The sequence below is a fragment of the Microbacterium sp. genome (assembly GCF_046295495.1).
GTDB lineage: Bacteria > Actinomycetota > Actinomycetes > Actinomycetales > Microbacteriaceae > Microbacterium.
On sequence record NZ_JBKBNC010000032.1, the window covers coordinates 12,129 to 29,717 of the forward strand.

Here is a 17,589-nt window from a genome sequence, read left to right on the forward strand (position 1 = left end):
CGGCTCTCTCAGGCCGCGAGCCCCATGGCATCCATCCGACGGGCGTGCGCGCCCATCAGCCCGCTGAAGACCGGTTCGACCTTGGCCTCCTCGTCGCGGTCGAGGTGGCCGTGGCGCAGAGCCGCCCGCGCGACCAGCAGCGTGTCGCCCACCAGACGGCGGCCCCACAGGGCCAGGAGCCAGCGCCACTCCTCGTCGCTGCGGATCGTCGCCCCGAGGATGTCGACGATGGCCTCGCGGTCGTCGTCGGCCTGCAAGATGCGTGCGACCCGACGGCCCGTGTCGCCGTAGCTCGACGACAGCGCCAGGTAGAAGTCGTCGAGCATCCCCGCCGTGATGTGCACGGTGAGCATGGTCTCCTGGGGCCGCGTGCCGTGGGTGTTGCGGCGAAACGCGTCGAGCGACTCGCGGAAGGGCAGCATGAGCTGGGTCGGATCGGCCCCGCGCTCGCGGATCAGCGCGACGAGTTCCTGGTGCTTGATCAGCGCCGCTCCGGCCGCGCGCGAGAGCGACTCCTTCTCGACGAGCTCGGGGGTCAGCGCGATCAGTTCGCTCAGCGTCTCGAAGAAACCGAGCTGCAGGTAGGCGGCCTGCCCGAGGAACGTCTCGATGTCGGGGGCGAGCTCGGCGAAGTCGACGCGGAGCGCCTCACCGAGGTCTCCGCGCGAGCGCAACTGCAGCGTGCGGCCCACCGGGCGCTGACGACGACGTAACCACGCGAACACGTACGACAGCCTAGGCGTCGGGGCCCTCCGAGACACGCCGGGTAGAGTGGTCGGGTCCCGGCGACGGATCGGGACCCCGCGCCTGTGGACGAGTGACGGCGTGGATACGACTCCCCCAGGCGGTCTCTCGCCGCCGGAACAGGCACGACTATGACGACATTCGCCGATCTCGGCGTCGACCAGGACATCGTCGACGCCCTGGCATCCAAGGGCATCGTGGATGCCTTCCCGATCCAGGAGCAGACCATTCCCCTGGGCCTTCCCGGCCAGGACATCATCGGTCAGGCCAAGACCGGTACCGGCAAGACCTTCGGCTTCGGCATCCCGGTCGTCCAGCGTCTCGGCCTGAACCCCGAGCCGGGCGTGAAGGCCCTCATCGTGGTCCCCACGCGCGAGCTCGCGGTGCAGGTCTACGAAGACATGGACATGCTGACGTCCAACCGACCCACGAGCGTCGTCGCGATCTACGGCGGTAAGGCGTACGAGGGCCAGATCGACCAGCTCAAGGCCGGCGCGCAGATCGTCGTCGGCACCCCCGGTCGCCTCATCGACCTCGCCAACCAGCGCCTGCTCGACCTGTCGAACGCGACCGAGGTCGTGCTCGACGAGGCCGACAAGATGCTCGACCTCGGCTTCCTCGCCGACATCGAGAAGATCTTCTCCAAGGTCCCGCCCGTGCGTCACACGCAGCTGTTCTCGGCCACCATGCCCGGGCCGATCGTCGCCCTCGCGCGCCGGTTCATGTCGAACCCCATCCACATGCGCGCCAACGACCCCGACGAGGGCCTCACGCAGGCGAACATCAAGCACCTCGTCTACCGCGCGCACTCGCTCGACAAGGACGAGGTCATCGCCCGCATCCTGCAGGCGGAGGGTCGCGAGAAGGCGGTCATCTTCACGCGCACCAAGCGCGCCGCCCAGAAGCTCGTCGACGAGCTCGGCGACCGCGGCTTCAACGCCGCCGCCGTCCACGGCGACATGAGCCAGGAGGCCCGCGAGCGCTCGATGGCGGCCTTCAAGGCCGGCAAGCGCGACGTGCTCATCGCCACCGACGTCGCCGCCCGCGGCATCGACGTCAACGACGTCACGCACGTGATCAACCACACCATCCCCGACGACGAGAAGACCTACCTGCACCGGGCCGGTCGCACCGGCCGCGCCGGCAAGACCGGCATCGCGGTGACCTTCGTCGACTGGGACGACCTGCACAAGTGGGCGCTCATCAACCGCGCCCTCGAGTTCGGCCAGCCCGAGCCGATCGAGACCTACTCTTCGAGCCCGCACCTCTACACCGACCTCGACATCGCCGAGGGCACCAAGGGCCGCCTCGTGACCGCCCCCAAGGCGGTCGTGCCGAAGACCGAGAAGAAGCCCGAGCAGTCGACGGATGCCGAGGGCGAGCGCGGACCGCGTCGTCGTCGTCGTCGCGGCGGCTCCGAGGCGGCGGCTCCCGCCGAGGGCACCCCGCGCAGCGAGGACGGCGCGGGCACGCACGACGGAAGCGGCAAGGAGCACCACGACGGCAATGCGGCCCCGCGTCGCCGTCGTCGTCGCCGCAGCGGCGGCAGCTCGGGCGCCCCGACGGCCCCCGTCGCCTGAGACGACCTGACGGCGCCGGTCCCCTTCGGGGGGCCGGCGCCGTTCGCGTACCCGGACGGGGGCGCGCCACGCAGCCCCCGGCGCCCGCGCTACGGGAAGACCGGCGCCGACCCGCGGCCGAGGGCGAAGATGCGCGCGACCATGTCGTCGGCCGTCGTGTTCTCGCCCGGCACGTTGGGCTTGCCGAGGCCGTGGTAGTCGCTCGAGCCGGTGACGATCAGCCCGCGTTCCGCGGCGAGGGTCGCCAGCAGCGCGGTCGGCTCGGGCAGGTTCTCGCGGTGCGCGAGCTCGAAGCCGGCGAGCCCGACCGCCAGCATCGCCTGCAGCACGCTGTCGGGCAGCAGCGCCCGTCCCGCGGGGTGGGCGATGACGGGCACGCCGCCGGCCCCGACCACCAGCTCCACGGCGGTCACCGGATCGGGGGCGTAGAGCGCCACGTAGTAGTCGCCCGCGGGATGCAGGATGCCGGCGAAGGCCTCGGTGCGATCGGCGACGATCCCCCGCGCCACCAGGGCATCCGCGATGTGCGGTCGCCCGACCGTGGCTCCGTCGCTGGTCTGGGCGACGATGTCGTCCCACGCGATGTCGTAGTCGTGCGAGATGCGCTCGGCCATGATCTGCGCGCGGTCCAGGCGCGAGGAGCGGATGCGATCGGTCATCGCCCGCAGGCCCGCGTCGTCGGGGTCGACGAGGTAGGCCAGCAGGTGCACGCTGCGCCAGCGGTGGCGGGCCGAAAACTCCATGCCCGGCACGAACGTCATGCCGAGAGACGTGGCCGCGTCGGCCGCTTCGGCCCAGCCCGACGTGGTGTCGTGGTCGGTCAGGGCGGCGGTGCGGATGCCGTGCCGGTGCGCCGCGGCCATCACCTGGGCGGGCGGCTCGGTGCCGTCGGAGTGCGAGGAGTGCAGGTGCAGATCGCTCGGTCCTTCGAAACGACGATCACGCGGCACCCGTCGAGCGTAGCGCCCCGCGTCGCGACGACGCGGGCGGCGCACAGGGTGCCGGCGGGCTCGAGCGCCGCGCCCGACCCGGGACCGGAGGTCGCGCGCACCCCGGCGCCGCGTTACGCGCACGACGCACGGCCGCCACCCGGCCGGCATCCGTGGATCTCTCAGACGGCTCGCTTAGGGTCGGGTGCGTGCGTCGACTGCTCGGACTCCTGGTCGCGCTCGCCGTCGCGGCGGGCGCCGCGGTGCTCACGTGGCCGTCGGCCTTCGGCCTCGAGCGCACGTTCCCGCTCGCGCAGATCATCTCGTTCCGCGCGCCGCTGGCCGGAGCCCTCGTCGCCGCGACCCTGTTGATGCTGCTGTTCGCGCTCATCCGCCCGATCCGCGCGCTGGCGCTCGTGCTGGCGCTGATCCTCGGCGTCTCGGCCGGCGTGAACGTCGCCCTCCTCACGCAGCGGGGGCTGGGCACCGAAGCGCTCCCGGCGAAGACCGAGACCAGCCTGCGCGTCATGACGTGGAACACTGCCGGCTCCGCCACCTCGGCCGAGTCGATCGCGCAGTTCGCCGTGGGCATGCAGGCCGACGTCGTGACCCTGCCCGAGACGACGATCGACACGGGCGCCCAGGTGGCCGAGATGATGCGCGACATGGGCCAGCCGATGTGGGCGCACCACGCGGAGTACGGCGAGTACGGCATCACCGGGTGGGATGCCACCTCCACCACCGTGCTGATCCGGCCCGAGCTCGGCGACTACTCCGTGATCCAATCCTCTCTCGACGGCTCCAGCAACACCTCGACCGTGCCGAGCGCCGTGGCGATGCCGACCTCGGGCGACGGCCCGATCATCGTGGCCGCTCACGCCGTCGCCCCGCGCGAGGAGTACATGCCGCAGTGGCGCAGCGACCTGCAGTGGCTCGCCGACCAGTGCGCGACCGACAACGTCATCCTCGCGGGCGACTTCAACGCGACCCTCGACCACATGACGGGCATGGGCGTCGACGGCGGCACCCTCGGCCGCTGTCATGACGCGGCGTCGGAGAGCGGCAACGGCGGGGTGGGCACCTGGCCCACCGATGCTCCGGCGCTGCTGGGTGCACCGATCGACCACGTCATGGCGACGCCCGACTGGACGGTGTCGGGCTCGGTCGTGATGCGATCGCTCGACGGCTCGGGCAGCGACCACCGACCGATCGTCGTGCAGCTCGAGCGCACCGGCGGCTGACCCGCACCGCCCCCTCCCCGCCCCCGGTCCCCGCCCCGCGGAAAGGACCGGACCACCGCGACGACGAGCCCGTCTTCCCCACGCGATCCCACACGCGCGCGGCATCCGTGCACCGTCCGCCGACCGGTGCGAGACTGGAGGGATGGACGCCCCCTCGACCAGTGACACGACCGCGCAGACCGCCGAAGCCCCCACCGCCGAGTCCCCCACCGCGGAACCGCAGGCGGGCGAGGCCCAGCCGCTCGACGCCCCCAGCAACCGCAAGGCGCCGTTCCCCCGCGGCTTCCTCGACACGATCTCCACGGGCTGGGCCGAGCGCCCCGCCGTGCTGCCCGAGGCCCGCGAGCAGGCCGCGTGGGCCGCGCGCCGTCGCGCGCGCGTCTCGCAGGCCTTCCCCGGCCAGCGCGTCGTGATCCCCGCCGGCGGCCTCAAGCAGCGCAGCAACGACACCGACTATCCCTTCCGCGCCCACTCCGCGTTCTCGCACCTCACCGGCTGGGGCAGCGACGCCGAACCCGACGCCGTGCTCGTCTTCGAGCCGCGCGACGACGGACACGAAGCCGTGCTCTACTTCCGCGAGCGCGCCGACCGCACCACGGCGGAGTTCTACTCGGATGCCACGATCGGCGAGTTCTGGATCGGTCCCCGCCCCGCCCTCGACGGCGTGGCCGCCGACCTGGGTCTCGCGACCGCGCATCTCGACGACTTCGCCGAGGGCGACGACGACCGCACGGTCGGCGTCGACGACGCGGTCACGCGCTTCGTCTCGGAACTGCGCCTGGTCAAAGACGAGTACGAACTGGCACAGCTCGCCCTCGCGGTCGAGGTGACCGGGCGCGGCTTCGACGACATCGTCGCCGAACTCCCCCGCATCATCGAGCACCCCCGCGGCGAGCGCGTGGTCGAGGGCGTGTTCCACCAGCGCGCGCGTTCCGACGGCAACAGCGTCGGCTACGACACGATCGCCGCCTCCGGCCCGCACGCCTGCTACCTGCACTGGACGCGCAACGACGGCCAGGTCACCCCCGGCGACCTCATCCTCGTCGACGCCGGCGTCGAGGTCGACAGCCTCTACACCGCCGACATCACGCGCACCCTGCCCGTGTCGGGCACCTTCACCGACATCCAGCGACGCATCTACGAAACCGTGCGCGAGGCCGCCGACGCCTCGTTCGCCGCGGCCGAGGTGGGCGTTCCGTTCCGGCGCCTGCACGAGGCCGCCATGGAGGTCATCGCGGCCCGCGTCGCCGAGTGGGGCCTCGTTCCGGTGACGGCCGAAGAGGCCCTGGATGCCGATGCGGGCGGCCAGCACCGTCGCTACATGGTGCACGGCACGAGCCACCACCTCGGTATCGACGTGCACGACTGCGCCCAGGCGCGACGCGACATGTACTACGACGGTCTGCTCGAGCCCGGGATGGTGTTCACGATCGAACCCGGCCTGTACTTCCAGATCGACGACCTTACCGTCCCCGAGGAGTACCGCGGAATCGGCGCGCGCATCGAGGACGACATCGTCATGACGGCCGACGGCCCGGTCAACCTGTCGGCGGGCATCCCCCGCACGGCCGACGAGGTCGAGGAGTGGATCGCCCGGTTGTCGCGGTGACGTTCACGCCGGCGGCATCCTTCACCACCCGACCGACCCTCCGGGGAACGTTCGGCATGTCGGCGTCGACGCACTGGACGGCCACGGCGACCGCCCAGGCGGTGCTCGAGCGCGGCGGCACCGCGTTCGACGCCGCCGCGGCCGCAGCCTTCGTGCTGCACATCGTCGAGCCGCACCTGAACGGCCCCGGGGGCGATCTCGTCGCCCTCGTCCGCCCCGGGGGCGCGACCGAGCCCACGGTGCTGATGGGGCAGGGCCCCGCCCCCGCCGGGGCGAGCATCGCGCACTTCCGCGCCCGCGGGCTCGACCTCGTCCCGGGCGCCGGGGGCCTGGCCGCCACCGTCCCCGGCGGGATCGATGCGTGGCTCCTGCTGTTGCGCGACCACGGCACGTGGGAGCTCGCCGACGTGCTCGCCTTCGCCGTGGGCTACGCCCGCGACGGCCATCCGCTGGTCGCCGGTGCCGCCGCAACGATCGCGCGCGTCGCCGACCTCTTCCGCGAGCACTGGCCGTCTTCCGCGCAGCAGTGGATGCCGGCCGGCTCGCCGCCCGCGCCCGACACCCTCGTACGCAACCCGGCGTGGGCCGACGTGCTCGACTCCCTCGTCGAGGCCGGCACCGGCGCGCCCGATCGAGCGTCGCGCATCGAGGCCGCGCGCGAGCGGTGGATGACCGAGGTGCTGCCCGAGGCGGCGGCGTTCGCACGACGACCGCACCGGCACTCCGACGGCGCGGAGCATCCCGGCATCCTGGATACCGCCGACCTCTCGTGGCGGGCGGGGTACGAGGCTGCGGTGTCGACGTCGTTCCGCGGATGGCGCGTGTTCAAGGCCGGCGCGTGGTCGCAGGGCCCCGCCATGCTGCACACGCTGCGGCTGCTCGACGACGCCGACGACGATCGCCTGGATCCCGCGTCGCCCGAGGGCGCGCACCGGCTGCTCGAGGCGCAGAAGCTGGCCTACGCCGACCGCGACGCGTGGTTCGGCGACGGGTGGGCCGCCGACACCGGCGAGGCGTTCGACGTGGAGACCCTGCTCGCCGACGCCTACGTCGCCGCCCGTCGGGAGCTGATCGGGCCCGCCGCCTCGGCCGACCTGCGCCCCGGATCCCCCGACGGCCGGGAACCCGTGATCCCGCCCCTGCGCACCGAGGGGCGCGCCGCAGAGGGGTCCACCGGCGAGCCCACGGTCGACCGCTCGGGACGCACCCGCGGCGACACATGCCACCTCGACGTCATCGACCGCTGGGGCAACGTCGTCTCGGCGACGCCGTCGGGCGGATGGCTGCAGTCGTCGCCGACGGTGCCCTCGCTCGGCTTCTGCCTGGGCACGCGTCTGCAGATGACCTGGCTGGTGCCGGGGCATCCGGCATCCCTCGTTCCGGGACGTCGACCGCGCACCACCCTCACGCCCACGATGCTCACGCGCGGCGACGAGGTCACGGCGATCGGCTCCCCCGGCGGTGATCAGCAGGATCAGTGGCAGGTGCCCGTGCTGCTGCGCATACTCGTCGGCGGGTACTCGCCCCAGCAGGCCATCGACGCGCCGACGCTGCACACCACGGCCCTGGCCGACTCGTTCTGGCCGCGCACGTGGTCGCCCGCGGGGGCGGTGGTGGAAGACCGCCTCGGCGACGACGTGATCTCGGCCCTCGAGGCACGCGGGCACCGCGTGCGCCGGGCCGGCGACTGGACTCTCGGGAGGGTCAGCGCCGTGGGTCGCGACGCCGACGGACTGCTGTGGGCTGCCGCCAATCCCCGCGGCGCGCAGGGCTACGCCGCCGGGCGCTGACCCGCGCGGCCGGTGCCGTCACCGCGGTCGCACGGGCGACGCGCATCAGCACGGCGCATCAGCACGGCACGTCAGCGCCGCACGTCAGGACGACGTCCCGGCACGGCGTGGCACCCCGTAACAGCGGCGGTGCGGGCGCCTCGCGCGCCGTCACGAACCGCGGACGAACCCCGCGACCACCGGCGCCAGCCCCGCACCGATCTCTTCTGCCGGACGTTTCGCACCCTTGACCTCGAACGAGTGGTTGCCGTCGGCGACCCACTGCACGCGCGCGTCCCGGCACGACGCGATCACCTCGTCGAACTGCGACCGCGGGTCGATGAAGGGGTCGTTCTCACCCTCCACGAACAGCTGCGACACGGCGATCGCGGGCAGGTGCGCAGCGCGCGGCTTGTCGGGCCGGCCCGGCGGGTGCAGCGGGTAGCCGAGGTACACGAGCCGGCCCGGTGCGATCCTCCCCTCGGCGGCGGCGACGGATGCCATGCGCCCGCCGTACGACTTGCCCACCGCGGCGTACGCCCCCGGAGCCGCCGCGGCCAGCCACGCCTGCACGCCGCTCCACGTCGCCACGGCGTGGGCGGCGGGGCCCGGCATCCGTCGTCCGGCCTCGACGTAGGGGAAGACGAAACGCAGCACCGACACACCCTCTCCGTGCAACGCCTCGGCGAGACCGGCGAGGAACGGGTGCTCCATGCCGGCACCGGCACCGTGCGCGAGCGCGACCGTCGCCGCGGGCTTCGGGGCGGGCGACCAGAGTCCCGACACCCCCGTGGGCCCGGCGGGGAGGGCGACCGGGATGCGGACCGGCTCGGCGCTCACCGCTCGGTCGGGGCCGAGCCATCGGTCGAGCCCGAACTGTCGCGGGAGCCGTCGCCCGCGCTCGAGCCGTCGTGCGGAGCGGGTTCGTCTCGCGGCGGCGTCTCGGGCAGCGGCGGCCGGGGCGCGATGCGCTCCCCGTAGCGGGGCGGCTCGTCGTCGATCCCGCCGGGGGCGGGTGCCGCCGTCGGTCCGGCCGGACGAGCGGGAGCGGACGGGGCGTGCGACCCGGGGGTCACGCGCTCGCCGTACTGCGGCGGGGCGGTGTCGTCGGGTGCGGGGCGCGAGACGACGGTGCGCGCGGCACCCCCGGCGGGACCCACGATCCCCCGGGCCTTCTGCACGCTGGAGGGCGCGACGCAGACGTCGTAGTGATCGGCCGCGACCTGCATGACCGAGGCGAAATCGCGACGGCGACGCACGATCGAGTAGGTGCCGAGGCTCAGGATCATGCCGAGGGCCATACCGACCAGCAGCACGCCGATGAAGGCCGAGATCTGTACGGTCGGCATCCCGAGCACGAAGATGAACGCGAACAGCAGGCCGAGCATCAGGCCGTTCAGCGCCCCCGAGCGGGCGGCCGTGGCGTAGCCGAGCCGGCCGGTGATGCGTTCGATCGAGCGCAGACCCGAACCGACGATCGCGATGTCGCGCGCGGGCACCTCACCGGCGATCAGAGACGAGACGGCCTTCTGCGCCTGCTCGTACGTCGGAAACGAGGCGATCTTCTCGCCGACCTCGTCGCGCCCGGCACCCGGGCGCTGCGCGAACATACTCATTTCACCATCCTGTCACGCGCGCCTGACCGTTCCCGAGGCGTTGCCGAGGAGGGGCGGACTACGCTGGACCGGTGAGCACGCAGAGGGTTTTCGTCGCCCGCTTGGCGGGCTGCACGGTGTTCGACCCGGCGGGAGACCGTCTGGGCAAGGTGCGCGACGTCGTGGTGATCTACCGCGCGTCGGCCGCGCCGCGCGTCGTGGGCCTCGTCGTCGAGATCCCCGGGCGCCGACATGTGTTCGTGTCCATCGGGCGCGTCACCTCCATCCAGGCCGGTCAGGTCATCACGACCGGTCTCATCAACGTGCGCCGCTTCCAGCAGCGCGGCGGTGAGGTTCGCGTCATGGCCGAGATGCTCGGTCGTCGCGTGCGTCTCGTCGACGGTTCCGGCAGCGCCGTGATCGAAGACGTCGCTATCGAGCGCAACCGGCTCGGCGAGTGGGACGTGGGGCAGCTGTTCCTGCGCCGCCCCCGCACGAGCGCCTCCCCGTTCGCGAAGGGCGCGACGACGTTCGCCGCCTGGGGCGAGGTGCGCGAGAACCAGACGCCGGGCGAGGCGCAGTCCGCCGAGCAGCTCGTCGCCACCTACTCCGAGCTCAAGCCCGCCGACCTCGCCAACACGCTGCTCGACCTGCCCGAGGAACGCCTGATCGAGGTCGCCGAGGAGCTGAGCGACGACCGCCTGGCCGACGCCCTCGAGGAGATGCCCGAAGACGAGCAGGTGCACATCCTCGAGCAGCTCGGCGACGAGCGCGCCGCCGACATCCTGGATGCCATGGAGCCCGACGACGCGGCCGACCTGCTGGGTCAGTTGCCCGAGTCGCGCTCCGAGCAGCTGCTCGAACTCATGGAGCCGGAGGAGGCAGACGACGTCCGCGCCCTCCTGCAGTACGGCCCCGACACCGCCGGCGGTCTCATGACCCCCGAACCCATCGTGCTGTCGGCGGATGCCACGGTGGCCGAGGCCCTGGCCCTCATCCGCCGCCACGAGCTGCACCCCGCCCTCGCGGCATCCGTGTTCATCACGCTGCCCCCGTACGAGACGCCCACCGGACGCCTGCTCGGCACCGTGCACTTCCAGCGCATGCTGCGCTACCCGCCGCACGAGCGCCTCGGCGCGATCATCGACGACACGCTCGAGCCGGTGCCCGCCGACGCCACGGCCGCCGAGGTGGCACGCCTCCTCGCGAGCTACAACCTCGTCTCGCTGCCCGTCGTCGACCAGGCGCACCGCCTCGTGGGCTGCGTGAGCGTCGACGACGTGCTCGACTACCTGCTGCCCGACGACTGGCGCACGCACGACAGCGACGATCCGAAACCCCCGACCTCGGTCAGACCGCTCGCCACCCAGAGCATCCCCCAGATCCCGCAGACCCCGAGGAGGCGCTGATGGCCCGCAACAACCGGCAGCCCGCCCTCGACGCGCCCCGCGGACGCAGCGGCGTCCTCGCCCCGCGCGCCCCGCAGCCTTCGCGTGACCGCTTCGGCCGCTTCACCGAGTGGGTGGCACGCGCCATGGGGACGCCCACGTTCCTGTTGTCGCTGACGCTCTTCTGCGTGCTGTGGATGGGGTGGAATTCGCTCGCGCCCGACGAGTTGCGTTTCGACTCCGCCGCCATCGGCTTCACCGCCCTGACGCTCGTGCTCTCGCTGCAGGCGTCGTACGCCGCGCCCCTGATCCTGCTGGCGCAGAACCGACAGGACGACCGCGACCGCGTGCAGATCGAGCAGGACCGTCAGCGCGCCGAGCGCAACCTCGCCGACACCGAGTACCTCGCCCGCGAGATCGTCGCCTTGCGCATGGCCGTGCGCGACCTGACCGACGAGGTCATCACGAAGGACACCCTGCGCACCGAGCTCAAGGCGGTCCTCGAACGTCTCGACGAGAACGGCGACAGCGCGCACGGCGACTCCCCCCGCGGTGAGGTCGGCCGCGGTGACGTCGGCCGCGGTGACGTCACCCGCGCCGACGCCGGCCGCAACGACGCCCGACGCGTCGACTCCCCGCGAGCGACGCCGCGGACGACACCGCGAGCGACACCGTGACCGACGCGCTCGCCGACCGCGTGCGCACCGCCGTCGCCGCCGTCACCGATCCCGAGCTGCGGCGTCCCCTCGGCGAGCTCGACATGCTGCGTGAGATCTCGGTGCGCGGCACCGTCGCCGAGGTGGGCATCGCCCTCACGATCGTCGGCTGCCCCGCCGCCGACCGCATCGAGCGCGAGGTGAGGGAGGCCGCCGCCTCTGTCGGCGGCATCGACGCGGTCGACGTGCGCGTGGGCGTGATGTCGCCCGACGAGCGCAAGGCTTTGACCGACAAGCTCCGCGGGAGCCGCGCGAAACGAGAGATGCCCTTCGGCCCCGATTCCCTCACCCGCGTGATCGCCGTCACGAGCGGCAAGGGCGGCGTCGGCAAGTCGACCGTCACCGCGAACCTCGCCGTCGCCCTGGCGGCCCGGGGTCTGCGCGTGGGCCTGGTCGACGCCGACGTGCACGGGTTCTCCATCCCCGGTCTCCTCGGCCTCGTCGACGCCGACGGCCTTCCCCCGGCCCCGACGCGACTCGACGACCTGATCCTGCCTCCCGTCGCCTACGGCGTGAAGGTCATCTCGATCGGCATGTTCCTGCGCCGCCCCGGAGAGGATGCCGCGGGCGCGGTGGCCTGGCGCGGACCGATGCTGCACCGCACCGTGCAGCAGTTCCTCACCGACGTGTTCTTCGGCGATCTTGACGTCCTCCTGCTCGACATGCCGCCCGGGACCGGAGACGTCGCCATCTCGGTGGGGCAGCTCCTCCCCCACGCCGAGGTGCTGGTCGTCACGACCCCGCAGGCCGCGGCCGCCGACGTCGCCGTTCGTTCGGGTCTCGTCGCTCGGCAGGCGGGTCAGCGCCCCATCGGCGTGATCGAGAACATGGCGGCGATGACCCTGCCCGACGGCTCGGTGCTCGACCTGTTCGGTGCGGGCGGAGGCACAGAGGTGGCCCGCGCCCTCTCGAGCGACGGGGTCGACGTGCCGCTTCTGGCATCCGTCCCGCTCAGCACGGCGCTGCGCACCGGCGGTGACGACGGCCGCCCGGTCGTGCTCTCGAGCCCCGACGACCCCGCCGCGCAGGCGATCGACGCGGCCGCCGCGGCCCTGGCCGTGCGCCCCCGCGGGCTCGCGGGCAGGTCGCTGCCGCTGAGCGTCTGAGCCGACACCGCATCGGCCTCAGCGCGTCCGCGGCGGGCTGCACCGCGAGGTGTCTGCGCGAGGAGTGCCTCAGGTCGCTTCGTCGTCGAAGGGCGGACGCTCGCCGGCCACGAAGGGCGGCACGGTCGTCTTCTCGCGCGCGGCGAGGGCGGCCGCTCCGGCGGCGCGCATGGTGGCCGTGGGGGTGTCGTCCAGGAGCGCCTCACGGATGATGCGACGCGGGTCGTACTGCCGCGGATCCAACTTCTTCCAGTCGACGTCGTCGAACTCGGGGCCCATCTCGTCGCGCATGCGCGTCCGGGCGCCCTGCATCGTCTCTTTCGCGCGCTTGGTGAACTTGGCGAGTGCCTCCGCGTAGCGGGGCAGTCGCTCCGGGCCCACCAGGACCGCGGCGATCACGCCGATCAGCATCAGCTTCTCGATCGTGAGCCCGAAGAACATGGGTCCAGATTACCGGCCGCGCCTGGGGGTCCAGCGCCGCCGGGCCGTCTAGCCTGAGTCGAGGAGGTCCACGTGAGCGGTCAGCAAGCGAACGAGCGGTTCGTGCAGGAGTCGACGGTCGAACCCGAGCACATCGCTCGAGCCCGGGCGCACGCACTCGAGCTCGGAGCCGCGCCCGTGAGCCCCGCGGTCGGCGCGCAAGCGGCCGTCATCTCCGCGGCATCCCGTGCCCTCAACATCGTCGAGGTCGGAACGGGCGGCGGCGTCTCGGGCCTGTGGCTGCTGCACGGTTCGCCGCGCGCGACGATCACCACCATCGACAGCGAACCCGAACACCTCGGCGCCGCTCGCGCAGCCTTCGTCGACGCGCGCATCCCCGCCGCCCGCGCCCGCTTCATCACCGGGCGGGCGTCCGACGTGCTCCCCCGCATGAACGAGGCCTCGTACGACATCGTCTTCATCGATGCCGACCCCGAGGGCATCCTCGAGTACGTCGAGTACGGGCTGCGTCTGGTGCGCGCCGGCGGAACGGTGCTGATCCCCCGCGTGCTCGCGAACGGGGCGGTGGCCGACCCCGTTCGTCGCGACGCCGTCACGACCGCCTATCGCTCGCTCATCCAAGAGGTGCAGACCTCGCCCGCGGTCATCGGCGCCCTGTCGACGACCGGCGAGGGCCTGTTGCAGCTGACGACGCGCCCCACCGACTGACAGTCGCGGTCGACGCGACGACCCCGCGTGCACGAAGAAGGCCGGCCCCCGCGGGGACCGGCCTTCGTGCGTTGATGGTCGTCAGGCGGCGCCGACGACTCCACCGAGCACGTCGTAGAGTTCTTTCGCCTCGGCATCGTTCACCGAAACGACGAGACGCCCGCCACCCTCGAGCGGCACACGCACGATGATCAACCGGCCCTCCTTCACGGCCTCCATCGGTCCGTCGCCGGTACGCGGCTTCATGGCTGCCATCGCGGCCCCCTTTTCCTCGTTGGTCTGAGAAGTAGTTTAGTGTGTCGGCGCGCCCGCCCGATGAACCGTGCCACGTCAGGCGCGCCGCGCGCTCGGGAAACGATGAGCACCCGAGCGGGAATTCCCACCGTGCTCAGGGGATCTGCCAGAACGTGTTGCCCAGGGCGTACATGTTGTAGATCCACCACCACTGCCCGATCAGCGCGAACGCCAGCACGCCGAGGCGCCATACGCGCGAGCGCGGGACCGCCAGAGCGCCCCACAGGGGTGAGATCGGCAGCAGAAGCCGGAAGATGCTCGACTGCGGGAAGAACACCAGCAACAGGTAGATCAGGTAGCTCGCCGACCACAGGCGCACCTCGACGCCGAGCGAGCGCACCTGCGGCAGCGCCAGGAGCGCGGCAGCGACCGCGCCGATCAGCACCGCCAGGGCGATGTACCCCGCCACCGCGCCGAGCCCCCACTGCGCGAACCAGAACCCCGCCGCCTGCACCCAGCCCTCGACCGGCACGAACGCCCCGCTGCCGTCGGCGACCCAGTTACGACGCCAGGCGAGCTCGGTCGCCAGGTATGCACCGGGATCGCCGGTGACGAGCCCCGCGATGACCTGCCAGGCGAATCCGACGACGACCGCGAGGGCGCCGAGCGCCACGATGTGCACGACCTCCCTCGTCGGGAGCCCCTCGCTGCGCCGCAGCAGGAAGCGATGGATGCCGTAGAGCCCGAGGAACAGGGCGAACGCCAGGATGCCGGGGCGCGTGAAGCCCATCGCGGGTACGAGCAGGTAGAGCCAGCCCCACCGCCGCTTCTGCACGCACCGCAGCGCCGCGAACAGGAGGAAGAGGAACAGCGATTCGGCGTAGCCCACCTGGAACAGCGCCGCGAGCGGTCCGCTGGCGAAGAACACCACCGCCCACATCGCCGCGGATGCCCCGATGCGCTCGCGCAGCAGGGAGTACAGGAGCAGGCTCGCACCGTACCCCGCGGCCAGCGAGATCGTCACCGCCCCCGCTGCCCACGACCCCAGCACGGTGCCGAGGCCCGCGGAGAGGTACGCGTAAACCGGCATGAACGCCCAGGCGTTCTCGGCGATGTGACCCGTCGTCGTGATCGGCAGATCGGCGGGATACCCCGATACGGCTGCCAACCAGTACCACTGCGCGTCCCACCCCAGCGCCAACTCCGTCAGCGAGGGAGCGACGCCGTAGCGCGAGCCCGGGCCCGACAGCGCCGAGGCCAGGAGGAAGAACGCCGTCGTCACCAGGCGGGCGGCGACGTAGATGAGCGCGATGCGCGCCGCCACCGGCAGGCGCTCCCACCCGCGAACGGGTGAGGATGCCGGGGCCTCGGTCGTCACGACCCGCTCAGCCAGGCGCGCAGACCCCGCTCGACGGCCTCGATCTGAGCGACCGGCACGCGTTCCTCGTCGTGGTGGGCGAGGTGCGGGTCGCCGGGGCCGTAATTGACCGCGGGGATGCCGAGGGCGGAGAACCGCGCCACGTCGGTCCAGCCGTATTTGGGCTGGGGCGTGGCGCCCACGGCATCCACGAATTCCCTCGCCAGCTCGGCGTCGAGACCGGGGCGGGCGCCCTCGGCGACATCGACGATCTCGACCTCGAAGCCGGTGAACACGTCGTGCACGACGCGGGCGGCAGCGGCGGCGTCGCGGCTCGGTGCGAAGCGGTAGTTGACCTCGACCTCGCACGCGTCGGGGATGACGTTGCCCGCCACCCCGCCGACGATGCGCACGGCGTTCAGACCCTCGCGGTAGAGGAGGCCGTCGACCTCGATCTCACGCGCGCGGTACTCCGCCAGGCGCGCGAGGATGGGGGCGGCCTTGTGGATCGCGTTCTCGCCGATCCACGAACGGGCACTGTGCGCGCGCACGCCCTCGGTGCGCACGAGCGCGCGAAGGGTGCCGTTGCATCCCCCCTCGACCTCGCCGTTGCTCGGTTCGCCGAGGATGGCGAAGTCGCCCGCGAACAGGTCGGGGCGGTTGCGCGAGAGGCGGCCGAGCCCGTTCAGCGCCGAGTCGACCTCCTCGTGGTCGTACCACATCCACGTGATGTCGGCCGAGGGGGCGACGAGCTCGGCGGCGAGCTTCAGCTGCACCGCGACGCCGGCCTTCATGTCGACCGTGCCGCGGCCCCACAGGAACGCCTCGCCGTCGATCTCGCGGTCCTCGACCGGCAGGTTGCGGTTCACGGGCACGGTGTCGATGTGCCCCGCGATCACCACGCGACGCGGGCGACCGAGGTTCGTGCGGGCGACGATCGTGTCACCGTCGCGGATCACCTCGAGGTGGTCGTAGGCCGAGACGGCGGCCTCGATGGCATCGGCCAGCGCGGTCTCGTCGTCGGACTCGCTGTGGATGTCGCAGATGACCCGCGTGAGGTCGACGGAAGAGGAGGTGAGGTCGAGCGCGGCCATGCCCCGATCCTTTCACACGCGCTCTCGCCGGTAGCCTGGGCTCGTGAGCAACGAACGACGCATCAGCGCTGCCGGCCTCTCCACACGTACCACCGACGGGACCGTGCTCGACGCCTGGTTCCCGGCCCCGCAGCGGGGGTCCTCGCTCGACCCGTCCGCCGAAATCGCAGCCCTCGAAGCTTCCGCGGGGCCGGACGAGCGCCGTGACGTGGTCGTCGAGACCGTCTCGCTCGAAATCGACGCCGACGCGGCTCCGGCCTCCACGGTCGACGCCTACCTGCGCCTGCACGCGCTGTCGCACCTGCTCGTGCGCCCCAACGACATCAACCTCGACGGGATCTTCGCGCACCTCCCCAACGTCGCGTGGACCACCGCGGGCCCGATGCACCCCGAGGCCGCGGCGCGTCTGCTCCCCCAGCTGAAGCGCCACGGCATCCAGCTGCAGGGGCTCGACAAGTTCCCGCGTCTCACCGACTACGTGCTGCCCGCGGGCGTGCGCATCGCCGACGCCTCGCGCGTGCGGCTGGGCGCACACCTCTCCCCCGGCACGACGGTCATGCACGAGGGCTTCGTCAACTTCAACGCCGGAACGCTCGGCTCCTCGATGATCGAGGGGCGCGTGTCGCAGGGCGTCGTGATCGGCGACGGCACCGACATCGGCGGCGGCGCCTCGATCATGGGCACCCTGTCGGGCGGAGGCACGCACCGCGTGTCGATCGGCGCGCGCACGCTCCTGGGCGCGAACGCCGGCATCGGCATCTCCCTCGGCGACGACTGCGTCGTCGAGGCCGGCCTCTACGTCACCGCGGGCACCAAGGTGCGCGTCGGCGACGAGACGGTCAAGGCCGGCGAGCTGTCGGGCCGCAACGGCATCCTGTTCCGCCGCAATTCCCTCACGGGCGCCGTCGAGGCGTCGGCCCGCGCCGGTGTCGGCGTGACCCTGAACGAGGCCCTGCACGCCTGACCCGGGGCGACCCTCCCGCGGCGCTCGGCCGGCACGGCGGCGCGCGTCCAGCCGCGGGCCCTCCCGGCTCCGCGGCCGCCCGCGCCCGCGCCCCCCGACGCCGCGGCCCCCCCG

At 72.5% G+C, this 17,589-nt stretch carries 17 protein-coding genes; 9 read left to right on the forward strand and 8 right to left on the reverse strand.

The features are described from left to right. Nucleotides 1-8: 8 nt before the first annotated feature. On the reverse strand, nucleotides 9-725 hold the full coding sequence (locus ACK4LS_RS11365) for a ferritin-like fold-containing protein (protein ID WP_409717169.1): 717 nt from the start codon (nucleotides 723-725) through the stop codon (nucleotides 9-11). Between the two features lie 150 nt (nucleotides 726-875). On the opposite strand from ACK4LS_RS11365, the gene ACK4LS_RS11370 reads away from it, so the two are divergent. Beyond that, nucleotides 876-2,324, forward strand: coding sequence for a DEAD/DEAH box helicase (locus ACK4LS_RS11370; RefSeq protein ID WP_409717171.1), 1,449 nt, complete (start codon nucleotides 876-878; stop codon nucleotides 2,322-2,324). A gap of 89 nt (nucleotides 2,325-2,413) precedes the next feature. On the opposite strand, the gene ACK4LS_RS11375 is transcribed toward ACK4LS_RS11370, so the two are convergent. Then, a complete protein-coding gene (locus ACK4LS_RS11375; protein ID WP_409717173.1) occupies nucleotides 2,414-3,274 on the reverse strand; it encodes a PHP domain-containing protein in 861 nt (286 codons plus the stop codon). 188 nt (nucleotides 3,275-3,462) lie between these two features. Here ACK4LS_RS11375 and ACK4LS_RS11380 point away from each other — a divergent pair, with 188 nt between their 5' ends. From ACK4LS_RS11380 to ACK4LS_RS11390, 3 genes are all read left to right on the forward strand, one after another. Beyond that, nucleotides 3,463-4,494 (forward strand): endonuclease/exonuclease/phosphatase family protein, encoded by a 1,032-nt coding sequence (locus tag ACK4LS_RS11380; protein WP_409717175.1) that lies wholly within the window; start codon nucleotides 3,463-3,465, stop codon nucleotides 4,492-4,494. A 142-nt stretch (nucleotides 4,495-4,636) separates the two neighbouring features. Beyond that, a complete protein-coding gene (locus ACK4LS_RS11385) occupies nucleotides 4,637-6,103 on the forward strand; it encodes an aminopeptidase P family protein (RefSeq protein WP_409717176.1) in 1,467 nt (488 codons plus the stop codon). Continuing rightward, nucleotides 6,100-7,893, forward strand: coding sequence for a gamma-glutamyltransferase family protein (locus tag ACK4LS_RS11390; RefSeq protein WP_409717197.1), 1,794 nt, complete (start codon nucleotides 6,100-6,102; stop codon nucleotides 7,891-7,893). Before ACK4LS_RS11385 ends, ACK4LS_RS11390 begins: the two co-directional genes overlap by 4 nt. Nucleotides 7,894-8,043: 150 nt before the next feature. Here the strand turns inward: ACK4LS_RS11390 and ACK4LS_RS11395 are convergent, their stop codons facing one another. Next, entirely contained in the window at nucleotides 8,044-8,712 is a 669-nt protein-coding gene (locus ACK4LS_RS11395; RefSeq protein ID WP_409717178.1) for an alpha/beta family hydrolase, read from the reverse strand. Then, complete coding sequence (locus tag ACK4LS_RS11400; RefSeq protein WP_409717180.1) at nucleotides 8,709-9,488, reverse strand: general stress protein; 780 nt, start codon at nucleotides 9,486-9,488, stop codon at nucleotides 8,709-8,711. The genes ACK4LS_RS11395 and ACK4LS_RS11400 overlap by 4 nt, the downstream gene beginning before the upstream one ends. Before the next feature lie 71 nt (nucleotides 9,489-9,559). Here ACK4LS_RS11400 and ACK4LS_RS11405 point away from each other — a divergent pair, with 71 nt between their 5' ends. The 3 genes from ACK4LS_RS11405 to ACK4LS_RS11415 are packed head-to-tail and all read left to right on the forward strand — an operon-like array spanning nucleotide 9,560 to nucleotide 12,677. Continuing rightward, a complete protein-coding gene (locus ACK4LS_RS11405) occupies nucleotides 9,560-10,876 on the forward strand; it encodes a magnesium transporter (RefSeq protein WP_409717182.1) in 1,317 nt (438 codons plus the stop codon). Then, nucleotides 10,876-11,532 carry a DUF1003 domain-containing protein gene (locus ACK4LS_RS11410; protein ID WP_409717184.1) on the forward strand — a complete coding sequence of 219 codons (657 nt, stop codon included), beginning with the start codon at nucleotides 10,876-10,878 and terminating at the stop codon, nucleotides 11,530-11,532. Before ACK4LS_RS11405 ends, ACK4LS_RS11410 begins: the two co-directional genes overlap by 1 nt. Continuing rightward, nucleotides 11,529-12,677 (forward strand): Mrp/NBP35 family ATP-binding protein, encoded by a 1,149-nt coding sequence (locus ACK4LS_RS11415; RefSeq protein ID WP_409717185.1) that lies wholly within the window; start codon nucleotides 11,529-11,531, stop codon nucleotides 12,675-12,677. Before ACK4LS_RS11410 ends, ACK4LS_RS11415 begins: the two co-directional genes overlap by 4 nt. Nucleotides 12,678-12,746: 69 nt before the next feature. On the opposite strand, the gene ACK4LS_RS11420 is transcribed toward ACK4LS_RS11415, so the two are convergent. Then, nucleotides 12,747-13,118, reverse strand: a complete 372-nt coding sequence (locus ACK4LS_RS11420; RefSeq protein ID WP_409717187.1) for a Sec-independent protein translocase TatB — start codon at nucleotides 13,116-13,118, stop codon at nucleotides 12,747-12,749. A gap of 72 nt (nucleotides 13,119-13,190) precedes the next feature. Here ACK4LS_RS11420 and ACK4LS_RS11425 point away from each other — a divergent pair, with 72 nt between their 5' ends. Beyond that, the gene (locus tag ACK4LS_RS11425) at nucleotides 13,191-13,826 is read left to right on the forward strand and encodes an O-methyltransferase (RefSeq protein ID WP_409717188.1); all 636 of its coding nucleotides are present in this window, start codon (nucleotides 13,191-13,193) and stop codon (nucleotides 13,824-13,826) included. 81 nt (nucleotides 13,827-13,907) lie between these two features. Here the strand turns inward: ACK4LS_RS11425 and ACK4LS_RS11430 are convergent, their stop codons facing one another. From ACK4LS_RS11430 to dapE, 3 genes are all read right to left on the reverse strand, one after another. Continuing rightward, entirely contained in the window at nucleotides 13,908-14,081 is a 174-nt protein-coding gene (locus tag ACK4LS_RS11430; RefSeq protein ID WP_076490128.1) for a DUF3117 domain-containing protein, read from the reverse strand. Nucleotides 14,082-14,214: 133 nt separating this feature from the next. Continuing rightward, nucleotides 14,215-15,438, reverse strand: a complete 1,224-nt coding sequence (locus ACK4LS_RS11435) for a hypothetical protein (RefSeq protein ID WP_409717191.1) — start codon at nucleotides 15,436-15,438, stop codon at nucleotides 14,215-14,217. After that, on the reverse strand, nucleotides 15,435-16,511 hold the full coding sequence (dapE, locus tag ACK4LS_RS11440; RefSeq protein ID WP_409717193.1) for a succinyl-diaminopimelate desuccinylase: 1,077 nt from the start codon (nucleotides 16,509-16,511) through the stop codon (nucleotides 15,435-15,437). Before dapE ends, ACK4LS_RS11435 begins: the two co-directional genes overlap by 4 nt. Before the next feature lie 43 nt (nucleotides 16,512-16,554). Between dapE and dapD the strand changes: the two genes are divergently transcribed. Beyond that, complete coding sequence (dapD, locus tag ACK4LS_RS11445) at nucleotides 16,555-17,475, forward strand: 2,3,4,5-tetrahydropyridine-2,6-dicarboxylate N-succinyltransferase (protein ID WP_409717195.1); 921 nt, start codon at nucleotides 16,555-16,557, stop codon at nucleotides 17,473-17,475. Nucleotides 17,476-17,589 lie beyond the last annotated feature (114 nt).